This window comes from Janthinobacterium sp. JC611 (assembly GCF_018682595.1).
Lineage (GTDB): Bacteria > Pseudomonadota > Gammaproteobacteria > Burkholderiales > Burkholderiaceae_D > Janthinobacterium.
The window spans coordinates 170,302-191,897 of sequence record NZ_JAFLJN010000081.1; the positions used below are offsets into that span (position 1 = coordinate 170,302).

Annotated in this window: 16 protein-coding genes; 7 read left to right on the forward strand and 9 right to left on the reverse strand. The window is 60.1% G+C overall.

The genetic code is table 11. From position 1 onward, the window contains the following. The first annotated feature begins 2 nt into the window (after positions 1-2). From J0O65_RS26220 to bamC, 4 genes are all read left to right on the forward strand, one after another. The gene (locus J0O65_RS26220; protein ID WP_099666948.1) at positions 3-680 is read left to right on the forward strand and encodes a site-2 protease family protein; all 678 of its coding nucleotides are present in this window, start codon (positions 3-5) and stop codon (positions 678-680) included. Between the two features lie 42 nt (positions 681-722). Continuing rightward, positions 723-1,295, forward strand: coding sequence for a class I SAM-dependent methyltransferase (locus J0O65_RS26225; protein WP_215410048.1), 573 nt, complete (start codon positions 723-725; stop codon positions 1,293-1,295). Between the two features lie 84 nt (positions 1,296-1,379). Next, a complete protein-coding gene (gene dapA, locus J0O65_RS26230) occupies positions 1,380-2,258 on the forward strand; it encodes a 4-hydroxy-tetrahydrodipicolinate synthase (protein ID WP_152250195.1) in 879 nt (292 codons plus the stop codon). A gap of 80 nt (positions 2,259-2,338) precedes the next feature. Further along, positions 2,339-3,532: an NlpB/DapX family lipoprotein gene (bamC, locus tag J0O65_RS26235; protein WP_215410049.1), complete on the forward strand. Its 1,194-nt coding sequence runs from the start codon at positions 2,339-2,341 to the stop codon at positions 3,530-3,532. Between the two features lie 177 nt (positions 3,533-3,709). Here bamC and J0O65_RS26240 read toward each other — a convergent pair whose 3' ends face one another. Both J0O65_RS26240 and J0O65_RS26245 read right to left on the reverse strand, forming a co-directional pair. Continuing rightward, positions 3,710-3,964: a hypothetical protein gene (locus J0O65_RS26240; protein WP_034783358.1), complete on the reverse strand. Its 255-nt coding sequence runs from the start codon at positions 3,962-3,964 to the stop codon at positions 3,710-3,712. A 353-nt stretch (positions 3,965-4,317) separates the two neighbouring features. Next, positions 4,318-5,439 (reverse strand): cupin domain-containing protein, encoded by a 1,122-nt coding sequence (locus tag J0O65_RS26245; protein WP_215410050.1) that lies wholly within the window; start codon positions 5,437-5,439, stop codon positions 4,318-4,320. Between the two features lie 93 nt (positions 5,440-5,532). Here J0O65_RS26245 and J0O65_RS26250 point away from each other — a divergent pair, with 93 nt between their 5' ends. Continuing rightward, positions 5,533-6,078 carry an FKBP-type peptidyl-prolyl cis-trans isomerase gene (locus J0O65_RS26250; RefSeq protein ID WP_215410051.1) on the forward strand — a complete coding sequence of 182 codons (546 nt, stop codon included), beginning with the start codon at positions 5,533-5,535 and terminating at the stop codon, positions 6,076-6,078. Positions 6,079-6,264: 186 nt separating this feature from the next. On the opposite strand, the gene J0O65_RS26255 is transcribed toward J0O65_RS26250, so the two are convergent. From J0O65_RS26255 to J0O65_RS26280, 7 genes are all read right to left on the reverse strand, one after another. Beyond that, positions 6,265-7,308: a hypothetical protein gene (locus J0O65_RS26255; protein WP_215410052.1), complete on the reverse strand. Its 1,044-nt coding sequence runs from the start codon at positions 7,306-7,308 to the stop codon at positions 6,265-6,267. Next, complete coding sequence (gene mutS, locus J0O65_RS26260) at positions 7,305-10,007, reverse strand: DNA mismatch repair protein MutS (protein WP_215410053.1); 2,703 nt, start codon at positions 10,005-10,007, stop codon at positions 7,305-7,307. Before mutS ends, J0O65_RS26255 begins: the two co-directional genes overlap by 4 nt. A 239-nt stretch (positions 10,008-10,246) precedes the next feature. Continuing rightward, positions 10,247-10,369, reverse strand: a complete 123-nt coding sequence (locus J0O65_RS28210; protein ID WP_285896825.1) for a hypothetical protein — start codon at positions 10,367-10,369, stop codon at positions 10,247-10,249. 366 nt (positions 10,370-10,735) lie between these two features. Further along, positions 10,736-12,871 carry a peptidase domain-containing ABC transporter gene (locus J0O65_RS26265; RefSeq protein ID WP_215410054.1) on the reverse strand — a complete coding sequence of 712 codons (2,136 nt, stop codon included), beginning with the start codon at positions 12,869-12,871 and terminating at the stop codon, positions 10,736-10,738. 27 nt (positions 12,872-12,898) lie between these two features. Further along, positions 12,899-14,203, reverse strand: a complete 1,305-nt coding sequence (locus tag J0O65_RS26270; RefSeq protein ID WP_251374002.1) for an HlyD family secretion protein — start codon at positions 14,201-14,203, stop codon at positions 12,899-12,901. A 1,449-nt stretch (positions 14,204-15,652) separates the two neighbouring features. Next, positions 15,653-16,219: a hypothetical protein gene (locus tag J0O65_RS26275; RefSeq protein WP_215410055.1), complete on the reverse strand. Its 567-nt coding sequence runs from the start codon at positions 16,217-16,219 to the stop codon at positions 15,653-15,655. After that, positions 16,216-18,456, reverse strand: a complete 2,241-nt coding sequence (locus J0O65_RS26280; RefSeq protein ID WP_215410056.1) for a serine/threonine-protein kinase — start codon at positions 18,454-18,456, stop codon at positions 16,216-16,218. The genes J0O65_RS26275 and J0O65_RS26280 overlap by 4 nt, the downstream gene beginning before the upstream one ends. Before the next feature lie 295 nt (positions 18,457-18,751). On the opposite strand from J0O65_RS26280, the gene tssF reads away from it, so the two are divergent. Continuing rightward, positions 18,752-20,584: a type VI secretion system baseplate subunit TssF gene (gene tssF, locus J0O65_RS26285; RefSeq protein ID WP_215410057.1), complete on the forward strand. Its 1,833-nt coding sequence runs from the start codon at positions 18,752-18,754 to the stop codon at positions 20,582-20,584. After that, positions 20,545-21,573 carry a type VI secretion system baseplate subunit TssG gene (tssG, locus tag J0O65_RS26290; protein WP_353056250.1) on the forward strand — a complete coding sequence of 343 codons (1,029 nt, stop codon included), beginning with the start codon at positions 20,545-20,547 and terminating at the stop codon, positions 21,571-21,573. The genes tssF and tssG overlap by 40 nt, the downstream gene beginning before the upstream one ends. Positions 21,574-21,596: the final 23 nt, after the last annotated feature.

The following is a 21,596-nucleotide window of genomic DNA, read 5'->3' on the forward strand; positions in this document are numbered from 1 at the left end:
CCATGAGCGATTTCAATACGATAGTCCAGACCGTTGCGGTGTACCTGGTGCCGGTGCTGTTTGCCATTTCCCTGCATGAGGCGGCGCACGGCTACGCCGCCCGTTATTTCGGCGATCCCACGGCCTCGAACGAGGGCAGGCTGAGCCTCAATCCCATGCGGCATATCGATCCTTTCGGCACGATCCTGCTGCCCTTGATGCTGTATTTCACGATCCAGGTGCCGTTTGGCTATGCCAAGCCGGTGCCCGTCGATTTCAGCCGCCTGCGCAACCCAAAGAAGCAGATGGCCTGGGTGGCGTTTGCCGGTCCAGGCGCCAATTTCGTCATGGGCCTGGGCTGGATGATCGCCTTTGTCGTCCTCAGCGTGCTGCCGCCGACGGAAATGGGCATGTTTTTCCGCAAGATGGCGGGCGCCGGCGTCAGCGTGAATGCGGCCATGTTCGTCTTTAACCTGATTCCCGTGCCGCCGCTCGATGGCGGGCGCATCATGACGGGCTTGCTGCCGATGCAGCTGGCGCGCCCTTACGCCAGCATCGAGCGCTACAGCCTGTATGTGTTCGGCGCCCTGGTGCTGCTGATGTACACGGGCATCTTGAACCGCGCCTTGCTGGCGGCGATCGAATTTGTCATCGGCATTTTTGTCACCCTGGTCACGCCCCTGACGGCCCTGTTGACTTGATGCCAGCAACTGGATGTACGCACATAATTGATGGAAGTACCGATGCAAGTAACTGAACCAATACTAGAAACCGAAGCGATTTCCGGCTGGGTACGCCGCTGGGCGCCCCTGATCCCGGGCGGCGAGGTGCTGGACCTGGCCTGCGGCGCAGGCCGCCACGCGCGCCACCTGGTCAGCCTGGGCCACCCCGTGATCGCGCTCGACCATGATCCGGAAATGCTGGAAAAGGCGGCCGGCACGGGCATCACCACCTCGCTGGTGGACCTGGAAGCGCCGGGCGCCGCATGGCCCTTCGCTGCTGGCCGCTTTGCCGGCATCGTCGTCACCAATTATCTGCACCGGCCGCTGCTGGAAGCCATGGTGGCCAGCCTGGCGCCCGATGGCGTGTTGCTGTACGAAACGTTCGCCGAAGGCAATGAACAGTTCGGCAAGCCGTCGAACCCGAAATTCCTGCTGAAGGAAGGCGAAATGCTGACCTGGGCGGTGCAGCAGGGCTTGCGTGTGGTAGCGTATGAGGATGGACGCGTGGAACAGCCAAAAGCTGCTCTGGTGCAACGAATTTGTGCCGTCCGGCCGGATTTTCCACGGTTGGCAGCCCTGCTGCCGACGTTTTGAGCGGCCATACTATGTCAGAATGCACCACAGGCGCGGGCTATCCGCTACAATCGTTGTTTTATTTATCGGCGCTATAAACTTACTATGATCAAGGGCAGCATTGTAGCAATCGTCACCCCGATGCACGCAGACGGCAGTCTGGATTTTCCAGGTCTGCGCAAGCTGATCGACTGGCATATCGCCGAGGGTACGGACGGCATCGTCATCGTTGGCACAACGGGCGAATCGGCAACAGTCAGCGTGGAAGAACACTGCGAACTGATCCAGTTGACCGTCGAACATGCCAAGGGACGCATTCCTATCATCGCCGGCGCCGGAGGCAACTCCACGGCCGAGGCCATCAAACTGACGCGCTACGCGAAAGAAGCGGGCGCCGATGCTGTCTTGCAAGTGGTGCCGTACTACAACCGTCCTACCCAGGAAGGCATGTACCAGCACTTCAAGGCCATCGCCGAAGCCGTCGACATCCCCGTCATCCTGTACAACGTGCCTGGCCGCACGGTTGCCGACATGAGCAACGAGACCATCGTGCGCCTGTCCGCCATCCCGAATATCGTCGGCGTGAAAGATGCGACCGGCAATATCGGCCGTGGCGTCGACCTGCTGCGTTTGGTTCCAGCGGACTTCGCCGTGTACTCGGGCGACGATCCGACGGCCATGGCGCTGATGTTCTGCGGCGGCCACGGCAACATTTCCGTGACGGCCAACGTCGCGCCGCGCGCCATGCACGACATGTGCGTGGCGGCCATGGCGGGCGAGCGCGCCACGGCGATCGCCATCAATAACAAAGTGTTCCCTCTGCACCAGAAATTGTTTGTCGAGCCCAACCCGGTGCCCGTCAAATGGGCGATGGCCGAAATGGGCCTGATGCCGGCCGGCATACGCTTGCCACTGGTGCCGCTGGCTGAAAATTGCCATGCCACCGTGCGCGATGCCTTGCGCGACGCCGGCATCCTGTCTTAAGCCGAACTTCAAGCCCGGGCTCGACCAGCCCGGACCTTCCCTGATTCCAGCTGCTACTTAGCTTCTTATCCAGTTACGACATGACTAATTGCAAGAAAACCCAACCGGCGCCTGCCACCATCGCCGTCCGCGGCATCGTCATCGGCGCCGTCGCAGCCAGCCTCGCGGGCTGCGGCATGATCAGTTCGGTAGTCGGCGGCGACAAGGTCGACTACAAATCGGTCAAGAAAGCCAGCACCCTGGACGTGCCGCCTGACCTGACGCAATTGCAGCAGGACAACCGTTATTCCTTGCCGGATGCGAAAAACGGCGTGGCCACGGCTTCCGGCTACAACGCGCAGCGCAACGCCACGGCCGGCACGCCCGTCATCGTGGGCGCCGACGGCGTGGTGGGTGTCGTGCCCGTCACGGCAGGTGGCGTGAAGGTCGAGCGCGCGGGCAACCAGCGCTGGCTGGTCGTCAAGCAGTCGCCTGAAGTGCTGTGGCCGCAACTGAAGCAATTCTGGGAAGATTCGGGCTTTACCATCGCCATCGACCAGCCGACGGCTGGCATCATGGAAACCGAGTGGAACGAGAACCGCGCCAAGGTGCCGCAGGACTTTATCCGCAGCACCATCGGCAAGGCCTTCGATTCGCTGTACTCGACTGGTGAAAAAGACAAGTTCCGCACCCGCGTGGAGCGCCTGGCCGATGGCTCGACCGAGATCTACATCAGCCACCGTGGCGTGGAAGAGGTTGTCACGGGCCGCGACAAGGAAACCACCACCTGGACGGCGCGCCCCAACGATCCGGGCCTGGAAGCGCAATTCCTGGCCAAGCTGATGACGCGCCTGGGCGCGGCCAGCGACGATGCGCAGGCGAAGACGGCCGTCGATGCCGCCATCGTGCAGCCGCAGCACGCCAAGCTGGTGGGCGATGCCGCCACGCCGGCGCGCGCCATCGAAGTCGATGAAGGTTTCGACCGCGCCTGGCGCCGTGTCGGCCTGGCGCTGGACCGCGTGGGCTTCACCGTGGAAGACCGCGACCGCACGCAAGGCACGTATTTCGTGCGTTACGTCGATCCGGACGCGGTCAAGAAAGATGGTTTCTTCTCGAAACTGTTCAGCTGGGGTTCATCGTCCGACAAGGACAAGGAAGCGCAGCGCTACCGCGTCCTGGTCAAGGCCGGCAATGGCTCGACCAGCCTGGTCAGCATCCTCAGCAACGAAGGCCAGCCAGATGTCTCGCCAGTGGCCGAGAAGATCCTGGGTCTGCTGAACGATCAGTTGAAATAAGCGTTAGTTATATACGCGGCAGGCATCAGAACCTGCTGCGCATTAGAAAAGGCTGGCCCGGGAAACCGGGTCAGCCTTTTTTAATGCGCTTGCGTCCGGCGCTTTATCCTGCGGGTAAAGCGCCGGACGCAAAAAAGCCGGCCCGAAGGCCGGCTTTCTTTAGTGCAGGGTGCTAAATTACTTAGCAGCCGATGCAGCAGCCGAAGCAGCCGAAGCAGCGTCGGTAGCGGCCGAAGCGGCAGCCGAAGCAGCAGCAGCAGCGTCGGTAGCGGCCGAAGCAGCAGCGTCAGCAGCAGCAGCTGGAGCAGCTTCAACTGCTGGTGCTGGTGCTGGGGTTTCAACTACTGGTGCTGGTGCAGGAGCTTCTTCTTTTTTGCTGCAAGCAGCCAGAGCAACAACCATCAGGGAGGCGATCAGCAGGGATTTTTTCATTTGTTTTCCTTAATTATTTCAAAAAATAAATCAATATTGTTGCGATGAATAATTACCGGTAATTATCGCTCGTTAGGTCGTCTTCGAAGGCTTTTCGTACCAGGTGGTGCCTGCCAGACAACGGAAACTTCCTAACCGAATATTATAGCGATTTTTGGTGCGTCGCAATAGGAGCAAGAGGCAAATTCGCAACTATTTTGTGATATCGCAATATTTGCCGAAGCAAATTGCAAGCAAGTGTAAGCGATTTGCGAAAGCGCGACAAAACGATATAAAAATAATATGTTTCATTGCGCCGGCACAGAAGCTGTTCTTTTACCTACTGTAATACCACTTTGCTACGTTTCGATCATTCAAGCCAGTTCGATCCAGCCATCCTGATACCAGGTATACAAGGCATCCATCACGTCATCGGAAGCCTGGGCCACGGCCGCGCCATCGAGGGCGCGCTCGTTGGCCAGGGTTTCCAGAGCCGTTTTATCGGCCTTGCCAATGGCAAACGATTCGCCATTGATGAAGACATTCTTGCCACGATACAGCATCAGGGTCTTGCGCGACAACACGACCCCCTTTTTCTGTGCGGCGTCCGCGAAGCGGCCCACCGTCAGCGGCTTGGACAGCGGCGTGAAAAACACATTGTGCTTCGGTTCCGACAGGTGTTCACCCAGGAAAATGGTCACGTCTTCTTCCGTGAAGCGCACCTTGTTCATTTCTTCCGTGATGGTGCTGAGCATTTCACGGGGGATTTCCGCCGGTTTGCCCGACGCTTTCAGGTCGGGATCGCTGTAAATACCCGGCAAGTCGATCGAGTCGGCCATGAATTGCAGGAAGGCTTCACCCAGTTCCTGGAACGATGGCGAACGGAAACCGATCGAATACGTCTGGCAATCGCCGATGGCCACGCCGTCGTGCGCGTAATGAGGCGGCAAGTACAGCATGTCGCCCGGTTCCAGCGTGAATTCCTCGTCGGGCGTGAAGTTGCTGAGGATTTTCAGCGGCAAGCCGTCGATCAGGCTCAGGTCCTTCTGCGCGCCGATGCGCCAGTGGCGCTTGCCCTGGCCTTGCAGCAGGAACACGTCGTAGGAATCGAAATGCGGGCCCACGCCGCCGCCATCGGTGGCGAAGCTGACCATCAGGTCGTCCAGGCGCGCATCCGGCAGGAAGCGGAACTGGCGCAGCAGGGCGTCGGCCTTGGCGCTGTGCAGGTTGGCGCCCTGCACCAGCAGGGTCCATTCCTTCTGTTTCAGCGAGGGCAGGCTGGTCAAAGGACCTTGCTGCATGTTCCAGTGGCCATCCGCGTGGCTGACCAGGCGCGATTCGACGTGGTCCAGGGTGGCCAGCTCGGCCAGGGCCTTGAAATCGAACAGCGCCTTGAAGCCCGGTATGGCTTGACGGATCAGCAAGGGTTTTTTATGCCAGTAGTCGCGCAGGAATTGCGCCGGCGTGATATCGCCGAGGAGAGTTAATTTTTTCATGCGCCCATTATAACAACCGGAAATGCAGGAATGCGCCTGCCGTTGGCGGCGTGAAGGTATAATTTGCCAGCTTATACAATGAAAGGAAGCATAATGAAGATTGCCAAAAATACGGTCGTGACTGTCAACTACAAACTGTCAGACGCGCAAGACAATCTGATCGAAGACGGCCGTCAGCCGATGGTCTACCTGCACGGTGATTATGAAAACACCCTGCCGAAGATCGAAGAAGAGCTCGACGGCAAGGAAGTTGGCTATTCCAACACGATCCAGATCGAACCGGATGATGCATTCGGTGAATACGATCCCGCCCTGGTGAAGGTCGAGCCGCGCAATCGCCTGCCTGAGCCGCTGGAAGTGGGCATGCAGTTCGAAGGCATGCCGGAAAGCGATTCATCGGACGAAGAAGCGATGATCTTCACCGTCACCGATATCGCCGACGACAAGGTCGTGCTGGACGGCAATCATCCACTGGCCGGCATCGCGCTGCGCTTCTCGCTGACCGTCGCTGACGTGCGCGCAGCCACCGACGAAGAAATCGCCCATGGCCACGTGCATGGCGCACACGGCCATGACCATGGCGATGAAGATGATGAAGGCGAAGAGGGCGATCACTTCCGCACCCACCCTATTCACTAACACCTGAGCAAACCTGCTGCGCGCGGCGGGGCGCGGCCGGCGATGCTCACCGTACTTTACGTACGGTTGCGCTTCTCGGCCACGCCGCTCCGCTGCTCGCGACGGTTTTCTCAGGCGTCGTGACGTTTGTTGGTCGTGACGCCTGTTGTTGGATAGATGAAGGCTGGCTGCGTGCCGGCCTTTATTTTATCGGCGCAGCGTCGACGCCTTGGCCCGCGCCTGCGTCGATGGCCGCGTGGCACGTTGACGCACCTCAAAGAATGGCGTCTTGCCGGGCCGTACGGCGATGGCGGACCAGTCGTTGTCGATGCTGACGTGGCCCAGGTTGCCTTTCCAGCGGATTTTCGGCCCGCCAGCCTTGGCCGCGGCCTTTTTACTTTTCCCTTCCTTGCCGTCCGCGTCGCCATCGCGTTGCGTATCGACCAACAAGACCTTGCCGCTGAACTTTTTCGCCAGGGTGCGGATCTGCTTGCGCGGTCCGGCAAAGCCATCCTGTTTCGAACTGAAGCTGGGCAGCAGCGAATTGTCGTCTTCATCGAGCACGCCCACGTCGCCATCGGAAAACAGCACGATGCCGTCGAGCTGCTTGCGCTGCGCCATGGCGAACAGACGCTGCAGCCAGGAACGGTTGGCCACCAGGCGGTCTTCGAATTCGCTGTTGCGTCCCGCTTCCGGCAGGAAATGGTTGTTATTCGCGGGCAGGTTGACGGTGGCAAACAGCACGCCGCCGTATTCCCAGTGGGCATTCTCCGCATAGCTGCGGAATTTCGCCGTCGATGACAATCGCGACAGGGTCAGCTTGCGCTGGCCCAGGCTCTGGTCGTCGGCGAAATACACGTCGCGCAGCCGGTTCAGGCGTTCGATGGCGTTGACCCTGCCGCGCGAATTGCGGCAGTTGGCCCAGTCGCTGGCCGACAGCGAGACGATCAGCGGCGGCCCGCTGGCGTCCAGCACCTCCTTGCGCTGGCTGTACAGTTTGTCGCTGCACGATTCGCTGGCGGCCTTGATGCCGGTCGCCACGACGAACGACGCATTGAAGGCGCTCGTCTCGGCGATGGCCTTTTTTAACGGACCATCGTCCGGCCCCGCGTTGAAGGAATGGCCCAGCACGGCAAACTCGAAGCCGGCCTGGTCGGCGGGGGCCGCCAGCGCCGCTTGCCATGGCAGGCTGGCGACCAGCAGACCGGCAGCCAGCAGGCGCAGGCTGGCGATGCTGCGCCGTATCGTCATGCGGCGGCCAGCCGTTTCAACTGGTACAGCTGTTCCAGCGCGTCGCGCGGCGTGAGCGCGTCGGGATCGAGGTCGGCGATGGCATCGAGCAAGGCTTGCTGCGCTTCGTTCAGCGCGGCCAGCGGCGCCGCCGCTGCCTCTTCTTCCTCTTGCGCATACGGATCGGCGGAAGGCAGCGCGAACAGGTCGCGCTGCGGCGTGGCGTCGAGCGCCTGCGCTTCCAGGCGCGCCAGGTGCTTGCGCGCGGCCTTGATCACGGGCTGCGGCACGCCGGCCAGCTGCGCCACCTGCAAGCCGTAGCTTTGCGAGGCGGGACCGGCTTGCACGGCGTGCAGGAAGACGATGCTGTCCTTGTGCTCGACGGCGGACAGATGCACGTTGGCGGCGCTCGGGTGGCTGTCCGGCAGTTGCGTCAGCTCAAAGTAATGCGTGGCGAACAGGGTGAAGCTGCGGCTGCTGTCGATCAGATGGCGCGCGATGGCCCACGCCAGCGCCAGGCCGTCGAAGGTTGAGGTGCCGCGGCCAACTTCATCCATCAACACCAGCGAGTGCTCGGTGGCGCCGTTCAGGATGGCGGCCGATTCCGTCATTTCGACCATGAAGGTCGAGCGTCCGCCCGCCAGGTCGTCGGTGGCGCCGATGCGCGTGAAGATGCGGTCGATGGGGCCGATGGTGGCGGACGCGGCCGGCACGTAGCTGCCCACATAGGCCAGCAGGGTAATCAATGCCACCTGGCGCATGAAGGTCGATTTACCGCCCATGTTCGGACCGGTAATCAGCAGCAAACGGCGTTCGTTGACGAGGCGGCAATCGTTGGCGATGAAGCGTTCGATCTGCTTTTCCACCACCGGGTGGCGGCCTTCGACGATGTTGATGCACGGCTCGTCAACCAGCTGCGGCGCGGCCCAGTTGTGCTGCTGCGCATGTTCCGTCAGCGCGTTCAAAGTGTCGAGCTGGGCCAGGCCTTGCGAAATGGTCTGCAAAGTCCCGATGTGCGGCGCCAGCTCGGCCAGCAGCAGGTCGTACAGCAGCTTTTCGCGCACCAGGGCCTTGTCTTGCGCCGACAGGGCCTTGTCTTCGAATACCTTGAGTTCAGGCGTGATGTAGCGCTCGGCGTTTTTCAGGGTCTGGCGGCGGCGGTAGTCGTCCGGCACCTTGTCCGTCTGGCCATGCGTGACTTCAATGTAAAAGCCATGCACCTTGTTGTATTCGACGCGCAGGTTGGCGATGCCCGTGCGCGCCCGTTCGCGCGTTTCCAGGTCGAGCAGGAACTGGCCCGCGTTTTCCGACAGCGCGCGCAGTTCATCGAGTTCCGCGTCGAAGCCGGTGGCAAACACGCCGCCGTCGCGCACCATGGCGGCCGGCTCCTGCGCCACTGCGCGCACCAGCAAGTCCAGGCAGGCCGTTGGCGTGGCCAGGGCAGTATGGATGGCGGCCAGCAAACCGCTTTCGCCGCCCTGGCCGCATTGTTCACCCCTATAGCAGCGCACCACGTCGGCGCGCAGGGCCGGCAGTTGCAATAAACCGTCGCGCAGGGCGGCCAGGTCGCGCGGACGGGCCGACAGCAGCGCGATGCGCGTGGTGATGCGTTCGATGTCGGGCACTTGCGCCAGGGTGGTGGCGAGCGGACCGGCCGCTTCGCTTTGCGCCAGCGCGGCGATCGCTTCATGGCGCGCGCGGGCCACGTTCTGGTCGCGCCGCGCATGGTGCAGCCAGTGGCGCAGCATGCGCGAACCCATGGCCGTGCGGCAATGATCCAGCAAGGAGAACAAGGTCGGCGATTCCTGGCCGCGGATGGTTTCCGTCAATTCCAGGTTGCGCCGCGTGGCCGCGTCCAGGCCGATAAATTCGCTTTCCGTTTCCGTCGTCAGGGAGCGTACGTGCTGCAGACCACGTCCCTGCGTCGATTGCGCGTAGCGCAGCAAGGCGCCGGCCGCGCCGAACGCGGCGCCCAGGCCATCGGCGCCAAAGCCCGTCAAGGTCGCCACGCCCAATTGGTCGAGCAAGGCCTTGTGGCCGCCGACGACGTCGAAATGCCAGTCCGGCACGCGGTTGATGTGCGTGCCCGCGTAGTCGTCGAACAGGTTGCCATTGTCGCCGCTGAGAATTTCGGCCGGCACGATGCGTTCCAGTTCCTGCTGCAATCGCGCGGCCACGGTGGCGCTGTCGCCGGAAAACTCCATCAGTTTCAAGGCGCCGCTGGCCAGCGACAGCCAGGCCAGGCCCGTGGTGACCGTCTTGCGCTGCGTGATGCTGCACATGGCCAGCAGCGGGCGCTCGGCCTTCTCGGGCAGCAAGTCCGCATCCGTCAGAGTGCCCGGCGTGACGACGCGCATGACCTTGCGCTCGACAGGACCCTTGCTGGTGGCCGGGTCGCCGATCTGTTCGCAAATGGCCACCGACTCGCCCAGCTTGACCAGCTTGGCCAGATAGCCATCGAGTGAATGAAACGGCACGCCGCACATTTTGATCGGATTGCCACTGGCCACGCCGCGCGCCGTCAGGGTGATGCCCAGCAGGCGCGAGGCTTTTTCCGCGTCCTCGAAAAACAGTTCGTAGAAATCGCCCATGCGATAGAAGACCAACATCGTCGGGTGGTTTTCCTTGATGCCCATATATTGTTGCATCATGGGCGTAAGCTTTTCAGCCGAATTCTTCTTTGCCGCGGCGGCGTTGATTTCTTTTGGGACGGTGGTCATGTGTTCTTTGTCGTTGGTCCGGCGGCAGGGAAAGGCGTGCCTGCCGGGCTGTGGGTGGTGCTGTGTGCGTTCAAGGCCGCGCCAGTGGGCGCAGCTTGGGTTCAAGGCCGTCATTTTACCGCTTTCGGCGGACGGGGCGGCGTATTGCGTGCGGATGTGAAAAAGCCGCGCCGACAGAGGTCGGTGCGGCCTGGAATCTTATGCGACTGCAAGCAGGTGCCTGTCAGTGAGTGTACGGATTACGTATCGGCGTTGCCGCCCACCGATGCTTCCGGCAGCAGTCCGCCCGATACTTCCTCGATTTCGTTGACGTTTAATTCTTGCATGACATTTACCTCAGTTTTCAAGATTAAGATGAACAAGTCGCACCTATAGGATGCATGGCCGGGTCTTTCTGTGCCCGTATGGACTACCGCTCGACTCTGCCGCCCACCGACGCTTCTGGCAGCAAGCCGCCCGATACTTCCTCGATTTCGTTGACGTTTAATTCTTGCATGGTATCTATCTCAGTTTTCAGGATTAAAACTAACAAGCCGCACCGATGGCTATCGGCGTGTCATCTCTTACAAGCTGCCGTTGCCGCCGACCGAGCTTTCCGGCATCAGCCCGCCAGAGACTTCCTCGATTTCACTGCCGTTTAATTCTTGCATCGCTGTCACCTCATAATTAGGACTTGCGAAATTGCAAATCTAATCCATCGTAAGACAATTCTTGCCGCATGCCAAGCCTTAAGCGGCTGCCTGCGTTTCCTGCATCACGTCCTGCACTATTGTGCCTTGCTGCAGTACCACCACCCGTTGCGCCATGGCGATGGTTTCCGGGCGGTGCGCGACGATCACGCGCGTAAGCTGGATTTTCTGGATCGCCGCATTGACGGCTTGCTCGTTGCGCGTATCCAGGTGGCTGGTCGCTTCGTCGAGCACCAGCAGTTTCGGGTTTTTATATAGGGCGCGCGCCAGCAGGATGCGCTGTTTCTGGCCGCCGGACAGGCCGCTGCCGATGTCGCCCACCAGGGTGTTGAAGGCCATCGGCATGGCGGCGATTTCCGCATGTACGGCGGCCAGATGCGCGCAAGCCTGCACTTGCTGATAATTGGGCGAGGGGGCAAAGAAGCTGATATTGTCGGCGATGGAGCCGGCAAACAAGGTGTCTTCCTGCATGACCGTACCCAGCAATTGCCGGTAGTTCGTCAGGCCCAGGCTGCCCAGCTGGATGCCACCGATGAGGATTTCGCCTTCCGTCGGTTCCAGCAAACCCAGCAACAACTTCATGAGCGTCGTCTTGCCGCAGCCGGACGGGCCGGTGACGGCGATGCACTGGCCGGCGGGAATGCTCAGATTGAGGCCGCTCAAGACATTCGGTTCGCTGGCGGCATAGCGGAAGGTGAGGTTGCGGATCTCGATCGATGGCGAGATATCGTCCATGTCCACCTCGACGTCGCTGCCATCGGTTTCCGCATCGGTCAGGACGATGTCGGCCACGCGCTCGCCATGCAGGCGCAGCATGCGCAGCTCGAACAGTTTATCGACCAGGCTGGCCATGCGCTGGCTGAACTGGTCCTTGTAGCTGATGAACGCGAACAGCATGCCCACCGAAAAACGGTTGTCCAGCACGGCCAGCGCCGCCATCCAGATGACGATCACCCGTTCCGTGCTGAACAGCAAAGTATTGGCCGTCTGGTAGGACACGGATAACTTGGCGATGCGCAGGTCGGCATTGAACTGGTCGGCCAGCGCATTCATCCAGCTGGCGCGGCGCTCGGCGGCTCGACCGAACAAACGGATGCTCTGGATGCCGCGCACGGATTCCAGGAAGTGCGTCTGCTGCCGGGCCGCATGGATGATCTGTTCGGCCGTCGCCTCGCGCATGGCCTTGAACAGGGCCCAGCGCAGCAAGACATACAGCAGCACGGCGATGCAGGCCACGCCCGCCAGCAGCGGGCTGTAGACCAGCATCATGCCCAAGGTCGCCAGCACCAGCACACCGTCGATGGCGCCTTCGACAAATTGCGTCGTCAGGCTGCGCTGCATGGTCTGGATGGAATTGAAACGCGAGACGATGTCGCCTGTGTGGCGTTTCTCGAAATACGGCAGCGGCAGCTTTAAAAGGTGAGCGAAGGCATTGCCCAGCCATTGCAAATTCAAATTGGTGGCCAGCACCGTGGTGATCCAGGAACGCACTGCGCCGATGGCCGTCTGCACCAGCACCAGCAGCAAGAAGCCGCAGCCAAGCACGGTGATCAGGTCGCGGTCGGCGGCCAGCAGCGCCTCATCGACCAGCCACTGCATGTAGAACGGCGCCACCAGCGCGCACACCTGCAAGGCCAGGCCCAGCACCAGCAATTGCAGCAGGCCGCGTTTCAGGCCTACCACGCGCCCCATCAGCGACAGCAGGGAAAACTGCTGTTTTTCCTCGGCCTTCTTGAACTCGGCGGTGGGCGTCAGCTCCAGCGCCACGCCCGTAAAGTGTTTTGCCACTTCCGCCAAGGGCAGGCGGCGCTCGCCCACGGCCGGGTCGTGAATCACGGCATGGCTGCCGGAGACGGACTTGAGCACGACAAAATGGTTCAAGTCCCAATGCAGAATGGCGGGCAGCTTCAGCTCGGGCAAATGCTGCATGTCGAGTTTCAAGGGCCGCGTATGCAGGGCCAGGCCCTGTGCCATCGCCATCAGCCCTTTTAAAGTCACGCCTTTCAATGACACGGAAAAGCGCCGCCGCATGCTGGAAATATCGGTCTGATGGCCCCAGTAGCTGGCCACCATCGACAGACAGGCCAGGCCGCATTCGGCCGCTTCCGTTTGCAGCAGGACGGGCAGGCGCTTGTTGCGCCAGAAGGACATGTGGGTGAGATCAGGGAGGTGCATGAGTATTGTGGAAGATCAATATGGGGCTTACAGGCGCCCGGAAATGCTGAACAGGGGTTCGAGCACCCATTCATACAGGCGCCGCTGTTCCAGCAGCACGCTGGCGTCGACCAGCATGCCCGACTTCAGGGGCAGGGTTTCACCATACGCCTGCACGCTCTGGCGCTGCAAGGTCAAACGGATACGGTACAGGGGTTCGCCATTCGTGCCGCTGACGGCGCCCGGCACCGCCAGCTCTTCCGGCCGCAGTGAGGTGCTGGCCACTTCGCGCACCAGCGCCGGATACTGGCCGAATTTCTGGTACGGATACGCCTGGTAGCGCAGCAACACCGTCATGCCCGGCTTGATGAAGCCGACCGAGCGCGACGGCGCGTAGATTTCCGCCTCCAGCTGGGCGCCTTGCGGCAGCACGGAGGCGAGCACGCTGTTGGCCGCCACGGTTTGCCCCAGTTCGGTGGTAATGGCCGTGACCATGCCGTCCTGCGCCGCGCGCACGAGGATTTCGCGGCGCGCTTCGTTTTCGGTGAGTTCCTGCTCGATCTCCGCTGCATTGCGCTGCAAGTCTTGCGTATCGCGCTGTGCCTGCACCTGCAAGTCGCGCACGTCGGCTTGCGTGGTGGCCAGATCGCGCTGGCTGGCCGATTTGATGCGCTGCAGTTCCGCCAGGCGTTGGTGCTGGTCCAGCAGTTCGGCTTGCTTATCCTGCAGCTGTGCCGATGAGATGTAGTGGGTGGAGTGTAGCTCGCTGTAGCGCTTGTACGATTGTTCCGCCAGGGTAATGCGGCGCTGCTGCAGCGCGATCTGGCCATCCATGCGGGCAACCTCCGCCGCCAGGTCGCTGGCGCGGCGCTGGCCCGCCGCCATGCGCTGGCGCGATTGCAGGCGCGACTGCTGCAATTCCGCGTCATAGCTGTCGCGCCGCCTTTTCAGCAGGGTTGAGACGACTTGCTGGGGCGCGCCCGCATTGGCGCTGCTGCGCTCGCCCGACAACACGAATAGTACCTCGCCCGCGCGCACCGCCTGCCCTTCCTTGACGCGCACCCCAGCGATGACGCCCGCCTGGCCCGGCATGACACGGATCACGCCGCTGGTCGGCAGCAGCACGCCCTGTGTCTGTGCCTTGCGGGTGGTGCTGAAGAAGATGAAGAAGGCGACGATGGCCAGCGCGATGGCGAGGAACAGCCAGGTCAGGAAGAGATGGCTGATGGGCCGCGCCAGCAATACCGTACCGTATTGTTTATTGCCCAGATGCTCGATGGCTTGCTGGCGAAACAGGGGCTGGACGGGCGGGGCGGGGCTGGTGGTGGCGGGAACGCTGGGTTGGTCACGCAAGATGATGGACTTTTCAGGGAATGAAGGGAGACGCTAAGGAAGGGGGCGTATTCGCAGGCTGGCTGTTTGTCCGTGAACTGATCAGTGGAGCCGCGTCAACGCATCCTGTGGCGGCTCCGGATTGTCGGCGCGAAACACTGTTGATGTTTTGTGTCTTACCAGTCAGTATTGCCGCCAACAGAGCTTTCAGGCAACAGTCCACCCGCAACTTCGTCAATTTCGTTCACGTTTAATTCTTGCATGGTCTATTCCTTAATAAGATAACAAAATTTACGTTTTTTAAAACAAAAACATCGTAAAGCAATTGTTAAAAAAAGCATAGATTTATTGTGGCAGGTACCGGTGCAAGAGAGGCCTTCCAGTCGCCGGTGCAGTAGGTCGCTATGGTTTCCAGGCGATAAAAACAAGAGCCACGCCGGTGAATGCCGGAGTGGCTCTGGATGGGGGCATAGCTTGAAACAGCAAGGTGCTGTCTTGCTGGTATTAATTTACCAGTTGATGTCTCCGCCGACCGAGCTTTCAGGCATGTTTCCACCGGATACTACTTCAATTTCTTCAAAATTTAATTCTTGCATGTCTGTACTCCATTTTTATAGGTGGATTTGCAAAAATTAAATTTATCACAAGATGGTTTTCTTGCGATACCAAGATGAGGCAGAAAGATTTCCGTCTTTCTTTGCCCCTACTTTTAAGATGTAATCTGGCTCGCTCGTTTAGTTCATGTCGGAGTCGCCGCCCACCGAGCTTTCCGGCATGTTCCCACCGGATACTTCATCGATTTCGTGTGTATTTAATTCTTGCATGTTGTTTAACTCAATGTTGAAAATTGGCCAGGAAAGTCGAATCTCGACAGCTGTCGCCGGAAGTCTTGCTTGTAAATTCTGATGACTCACCGATCCAGTATCGCGACCTGTGGGCTTAGCTCAGAAGAGAAGGATTACATCAGGACATTGCCGCCGACCGAGCTTTCAGGCATATTTCCACCGGATACTACTTCGATTTCATGGATTTCTAATTCTTGCATATTCTTTCCTCGCTGATTACGTTGCTTTTTATGTAGAGGGATGCGTATGCAAAATTACTCGCATACTGGATAATATCAACCAAAACCCAATGAATCGCCAAATGAGGATTCCTGCATAAGTCCGCCTGGCACCACTTCAATTTCTTCAAAGATCAATTTTTGCATTCTATTTTTCTCTACATTAAGCTTTGTCCAGAAAATCGAACATTGGAATATTTTTCCGATCGCTCACTTTATGCATGCCGCTTAATTTTGTCTCATGTCACCGCCAGTTGATACTTCTGACAGCAATCAAGCCGCCACTTCGTCGACTTCATTCGCGTTCCATTCTTGTATTGTATGCGATTTTATAATGAGATAAGACTCACATTTTTAAAAAATTGTCTTTCAGAAAGCGGAGCAGAATTTATATCAGGTGATTGGAACTACATCATAACATCACCACCAACAGAGCTTTCTGGATCAAAGGAAAAGACGCGCAGTTCAGGTTGTACTCCTTCGCCGCGCATAATACGGACAGTGATGACAAACGATAACTCCCAGCGACCCGTTGCATAACCAACGTCGAGGTTGTGTTTCCATTCCTGGCGAATACGGCGCAGTGGTGGCAACGCAGTGTTTTCTGGTTCACCTAACAATACCTTGGCTTCGAAGTCCAGCGGAAAGCTATAGGCCGCGCCGATGGCTTGCAGAAATGGCGATGGAGGTGCGTAGACAGTAGGAATATTCGGTCCTATTTGCGTAAGTTGTGGCACGGTAATGATGCAGCAATCGACGATCTGGAACGACGTGAAACCACTCTCCTTGGAACCGCAGCAAGTGACGTCGAGGTACACATGCTGGCCTTGCTGGAAGTGCACGCCGCCCATGTAGGGACCATGACGCGGATCTGCAGTGCCATCGCATGAAGTGAAGCTATAGTCGAGCTGGTTGGTGATCTGGTCTACGTCAAAATGTACGGATAACTTCATCCAAGGGCTTACAGGCGTCATGTTTTAGGATCTCTTTTTAAGTTGATAATAAACTGCTGGTAGCGAGCATCTCGCCTGAGGTTCAATAGATCGGGAGCTGTTTCGATCAGGTTGATAGGGTAGCCTAGCTCGCCGGCACGGAGTAGCGCATTAAGCGCTTCGCTGCGATTGTTAATTAATTCATGGGTCAGTGCCGCGCGAAACTGGACTTCGGCCGCTTGCGGAGCCAGGTTAATTGCGTGTTTTACTGTGTCGAAGGCCTCCTTTTTTTTACCAACGTAGGCTTGGTAGAGCGCCATCCGTGAGTTCATCGTAATATCGTTCGGCATTCGCGCGAGCATAGGCCCTAAAAGCTCAATGGCGCGGGAATATGATTTTTCTGATAAATGTATCTGTGCTGGTACCCAGCGTTGAGCGTCAGCCAGGTTAGCCCATAGCAGATAGGTTCCCGGACTTCCCTTTTTCTCAGACACAGCATTTTCAAATGCTTTTACTGCGCCTAGATAGTCGCCTTTGGCAAATAAAGAAGTGCCAAGGTTTGTGTATAACTCCCAATGTGGATGGATCTGTAAGCCTTGCTGTAGCACTTGTAATGCTTCGTCCCCTCGGTTCTGCCGAAGCAATGTGGCATTTAAGGATGCATAGGCACTGGGTGATTGTGGATCCATCTGTATACTTTTGCGAAATACTTTCTCTGCGGTAGCATAGTCGCCCTGCTTGTAGTACAGATAGCCCAGCATGGAATTGAATAAGCGCTCTTTAGGGTATGCTGTAATTGCTTTTTCTAGTATTGCATGGGCTAAGTCAAATTTGTGTCCTACAATATAAAGACGAGATTTTCCGTATAAACCCAATAGATTATTCGGCTCTAAATTTAGCGATGCGGTTGCCTCGCGTAACGCTTCTTCATTTTTACCTTGGATTTCGAATACCCAAGCTTGTGCAACATGAGATAAGGCGAGTTGATTATCTGCCGCCAGAGCCTGCTTTGCGCTGACATCTGCCCTTTGTAGCCAAGTTTCATCGCGACCATTGCCGGTATAGCGTAAACTCGAAGCGAGCGATAAGCCGGCCGCAGCTGCCGCATTTGCTGGATTATGTTCTAGTACTTTGCTAAATTCATCAATGGCAGTTTTTTGGCTCGTATCGCGGTCAAACACCCGCAACGCCTCCATCCCCGCCGCCATGCTGGCCATTTCCGAATATGGCGCGGGTGCCTTTTCGCCTGTGACCAACGATTTGACGGCAGGAAGGATATTGGGCAGCTGCCATCCCGCCAATACCGCCAGCAGCGCCACGCCCGCGCCCCATTTCAGGGTGCGCTTGCGGGGCAGGGGCAGGCGGATGGAGACGCTGGCGGGCGCTTCTTCCTTCGCGGGCGTCGCGTCAGCAAGGGGCGTGGCCAAGGTGAGCGGTTCCCCGCGCTGCGCCCCGATCGCCTCGCGTACGTCGCGCATGGTGCGCGGCCGTTCGGCCGGGTCGTGCGCCGTCATCGCGCGCACGAGGGCGTTGATGGCGGGCGGCACCGTTTCCGGCAGGTCGGGCCACGGTTCCGTTGCCTGCATGTGGGCGGCGGCCAGGGCCAGGCCGTTCAGGTGGGCGAAGTGGCGCTGGCCGGCCAGCATTTCGTACAGCATGGCACCCAAGGCATACACGTCGCCGCGCGTGTCGGGCAGGCGGCCCATCAGGCGCTCGGGCGCCATGTAGGCGATGGTGCCCTGCAAGTCGCACAGGGTGGTCGTTTGCGTCGCTTGCGGGTCGATGTGGCGCGCCAGCCCGAAGTCGAGGATGCGCACCTTGCCATCCGCCTCCAGCATCAGGTTCGACGGTTTCAGGTCGCCGTGGACGAGGTCCATGGCGTGCGCCTCGTCCATGGCGTCGGCGATCTGGTAGGCGATGTCGAGCGCCCCCTGCAAGTCGGCCTTGCCGCTGTGCATGAACTGCCCCAAGGTCTGGCCTTCGACCAGTTCCATGACGATGGACTGGCCCGTTCCCTGGCCTTCGATGGCGAAGATGCGCACGAAGGCGGCATGCTTGAGCGAGGCGGCCAAGCGCGCTTCATTGATGAGTTTTGCGGGATGCAGCACGTCGGCTTGCGGTTTCAGGCGCTTGAGCGCCACGCTGCGGCACAGCTTGGTATCCCAGGCTTCGAATACATGGCCGAAACCGCCTTCGCCCAGCAAGCGGCGCACTTCATAGTGCCCGCTGATCGTGTCGTCTTGCAGTGGGGGCTGACGCAGGGAGTCGAGCAGTTCCATATACCTTGGCTTCAGAGTGCATCAGCGTGGGCATCCAGCATCGAAACGGGTCAGTGCGATGTTGGAATGCCCAAGATGATTGATTTTGAGTAACTTCCTGATTTAAAACGATTGTTTCGAATAAGTCAATTAATATTGACAAGGAGTGAACAAAAGTCGCCATGGCGGCGTCCTCCCGCATTGCTTGCCGGCTCATGCTTGTAATCTTGTTCAAACTCAATTTTTCTTTTTCCGCTTCCCCAATAATGCCGATGGAGCTGTACCGGCACGTGCCGGTCAGGCGAAGGAGGCTGGCATGGATGAGCTGCTGCAGTATTACGAGCGCGAACTGGGCACCTTGCACGCCCACAATCAGGCGTTTGCCCGCCGCTATCCGGCCATCGCCGGTGCGCTGGGTCTCCCGGGTGGCGAGATGGGCGATCCGCACCTGGCGCGCATGCTGCAGGCGTTTGCCATGTTCAATGCGCGCACGGCGAAGCGGCTGGCCGATGGCTTCGGCAGCTTCAGTGAAACTTTGCTGGAAGTCAATTTCCCCCATTATTTGCGCCCGTTTCCTGCCTGCGCCATTGCCCGCATCGATAACGACGCGGCGACGCTGACCGAGTTGGCCACCATTGCGCGCGGCACGGTCATGCATGCGGCCGAGCATCAGGGCGTTGCCTGCAAATTCACCACCGCCTATGATGTCGCCGTGGCGCCGCTGCGTCTGTCCGACGTGCGCTTCCAGTCCATCGTGGCGGCCCCGCCCGCAGTGCGCCTGCCACCGGATCTGGGGGCGGCGATCAGCATCACGCTCGAAGCGACGGGCGCCACGTCCACGCTGGACGGGCTGCCGCTGCCGGCGCTACGCCTGTTCCTTGACGGCGAGCCAGGTTTTTGCGCCACCTTGCGCGACAGCCTGTTCCTGCGTGCGCGCTGTGCCTATGTGGAAGTCGATAGCGTATGGCATGCGCTGGACGCAGTGCCCTTGCATCCGGTCGGCTTTGCCGCCGAGGATGCCTTGATGCCGGCCATGGCCGCCTCGCATCGCGCTTACCGCCTGCTGGGCGAATGGTTTGCCTTTCCGGATAAATTCAATTTCGTCGACCTGGACCTGGCCGCGCTGTGCCCGCAGTTGCCTCCGGCCTGCCGGCGCTGCACCGTGCACCTGCTGCTGGCCGACGTGCAGGCCGATGCGGATATCGCGCGCATCTTGCGGCCCCTGTCCGCCAGGCATCTGCTGACGGGATGCACGCCCGTCGTCAACCTGTTCCGCCAGGCGGCCAACCCGATCCGCCTGACGCACGCGAGCGCCGAGCATGTGCTGCTGCCATCGGTGCGGCAGGCGCATTGCTACGATATTTACAGCGTCGATAGCGTGCAGGTGCTCAGTGAAACGCAGAGCGGTGGGGCACTCGACGCGTTTCACCCGTTCTATTCGATGCGGCACGGCGAAGCGGGCGGACGCCAGGGGCGCTACTGGGTGACGCGGCGCGACGAGGACATGGCGTTGAGCAAGCCCGGCTACGACATGCGCATCGCCTTTGTCGACGGCGCCATGCAGCCCTTGCACGACGCGACGCAAACGGTGTCCATCATGCTGACTTGCAGCAACCGCGACTTGCCGGGCCGCCTGGTGTTCGGCCATGCCGCCGGCGACCTGCATCATGACGGCGTCGCCAGCGCCTTGCCGGTGCGCCTGCTGCGCAAACCCGGTGCGCCGTGTCGCTTCCCTGCGGGTGCGGCGTCGCACTGGCGGCTGATCGCGCAATTGTCCCTGAACCATCAGTCGCTGAATGAACCGGGTTTGCCGCTCTTCAAGCAGATACTCGAGTTGTACAACTTGCCCGGTTCGGCCAGCGCCGCGCGCCAGATCGCGGGCATAAGCGGACTGCGCCAGCGCGCCGCCAGCACCTGGCTGCACGACGAGGCGGGCGGCAGCCTGGTCTTCGGCATCGACGTGCTGCTGTCCGTTGACGAGGACGCCTTTGTCGGCAGCGGCCTGCATGCGTTTGCCCAGGTTATCGAACGTTTTCTCGGGCTGTATGTGCATCTGGGCTCGTTCACCCGCCTGATCGTCTTGTCGCAAAAGACTGGAAAGGAGTTGCTGTGCTGCCTGCCGCGCAATGGAAGCCAGACGCTGGTGTAGTCGCGCGCCTGATTGCCGATCCGTCCGGCACCGGCTTCTTTCAGGCGGTGCGCTTGTTGTCTGCCTGGCTGAGCCAGCAAGGCATGTCGCAGGAACACGTTTTTCGCGATTGCCTGCGCCTGCATGGCAGCGCGTCGCTGTCGTTTGCCCCGGGAGAAATCGAAGCGCTGTGGCTGGAGCCGCAGGCGGACGGCGGGATGCACGTGCATGTGCGGGCGGCCATGCTGGGTTTTTTGGGCGTGCATGGCAGCCTGCCGCTGCATTACACGGAAACGCTGGCCCGCCATGCGCGGCAGACGGGAGACGGTGGCCCCGGTGACTGGCTCGACACGCTCTCGCAACGCGCGCTGGCCTTGTTCTACCAGGCCTGGGCCCGCTACCGCATCGAATGCCAGCAGGATGCCGACGGCGGCGAGTTCCTGCCCTTGCAACTGGCGCTGGCGGGCGCCTGGCCTGCCGAGATGGCCAGGCAGGAAGATGGCTTGCCCGCCCATGTGCTGGCCCATTACGCGGCCATGCTGCGCCACCGGCCCGTGTCGGCCGACGTGATGCAAGCGGTGCTGGCCGAGTATTTCGGCGTGCCCGTGCACATGCAGCGTTTTGTTGGCGCCTGGTTCCGGCGCGCGCTGCGGGAGCGCACCTTGCTGGCCACGGCGCATGCGCGGCTGGGGCAGGGCGCCATGCTGGGCGAGCGCTGCCGGCGCGCCGACTTGCGCGTGCGTCTGGTGCTGGGGCCGCTGGCCCGTCGCGCCTACGAGGATTTTTTGCCCGGCCGGCCAGGCGCGCTGGCCCTGCGCCAGATGCTGGCGCTGTTTGGCTTGCCCGGCGTGAGCTTCGAAATACGCCTGGTGCTGCGCCGGGAAGACGTGCGTGGCTGCATCCTGGGCATGGGCGCCTGCCTGGCGGAGGATGCTTTCCTGGCAGACAAGTTACAGGCCCGTGAGCGTGACGACATGCATTACGACCTGCGTTTCGAGGGTTCCGCCTGAGATCGTCTATATGCCGTGCTCCG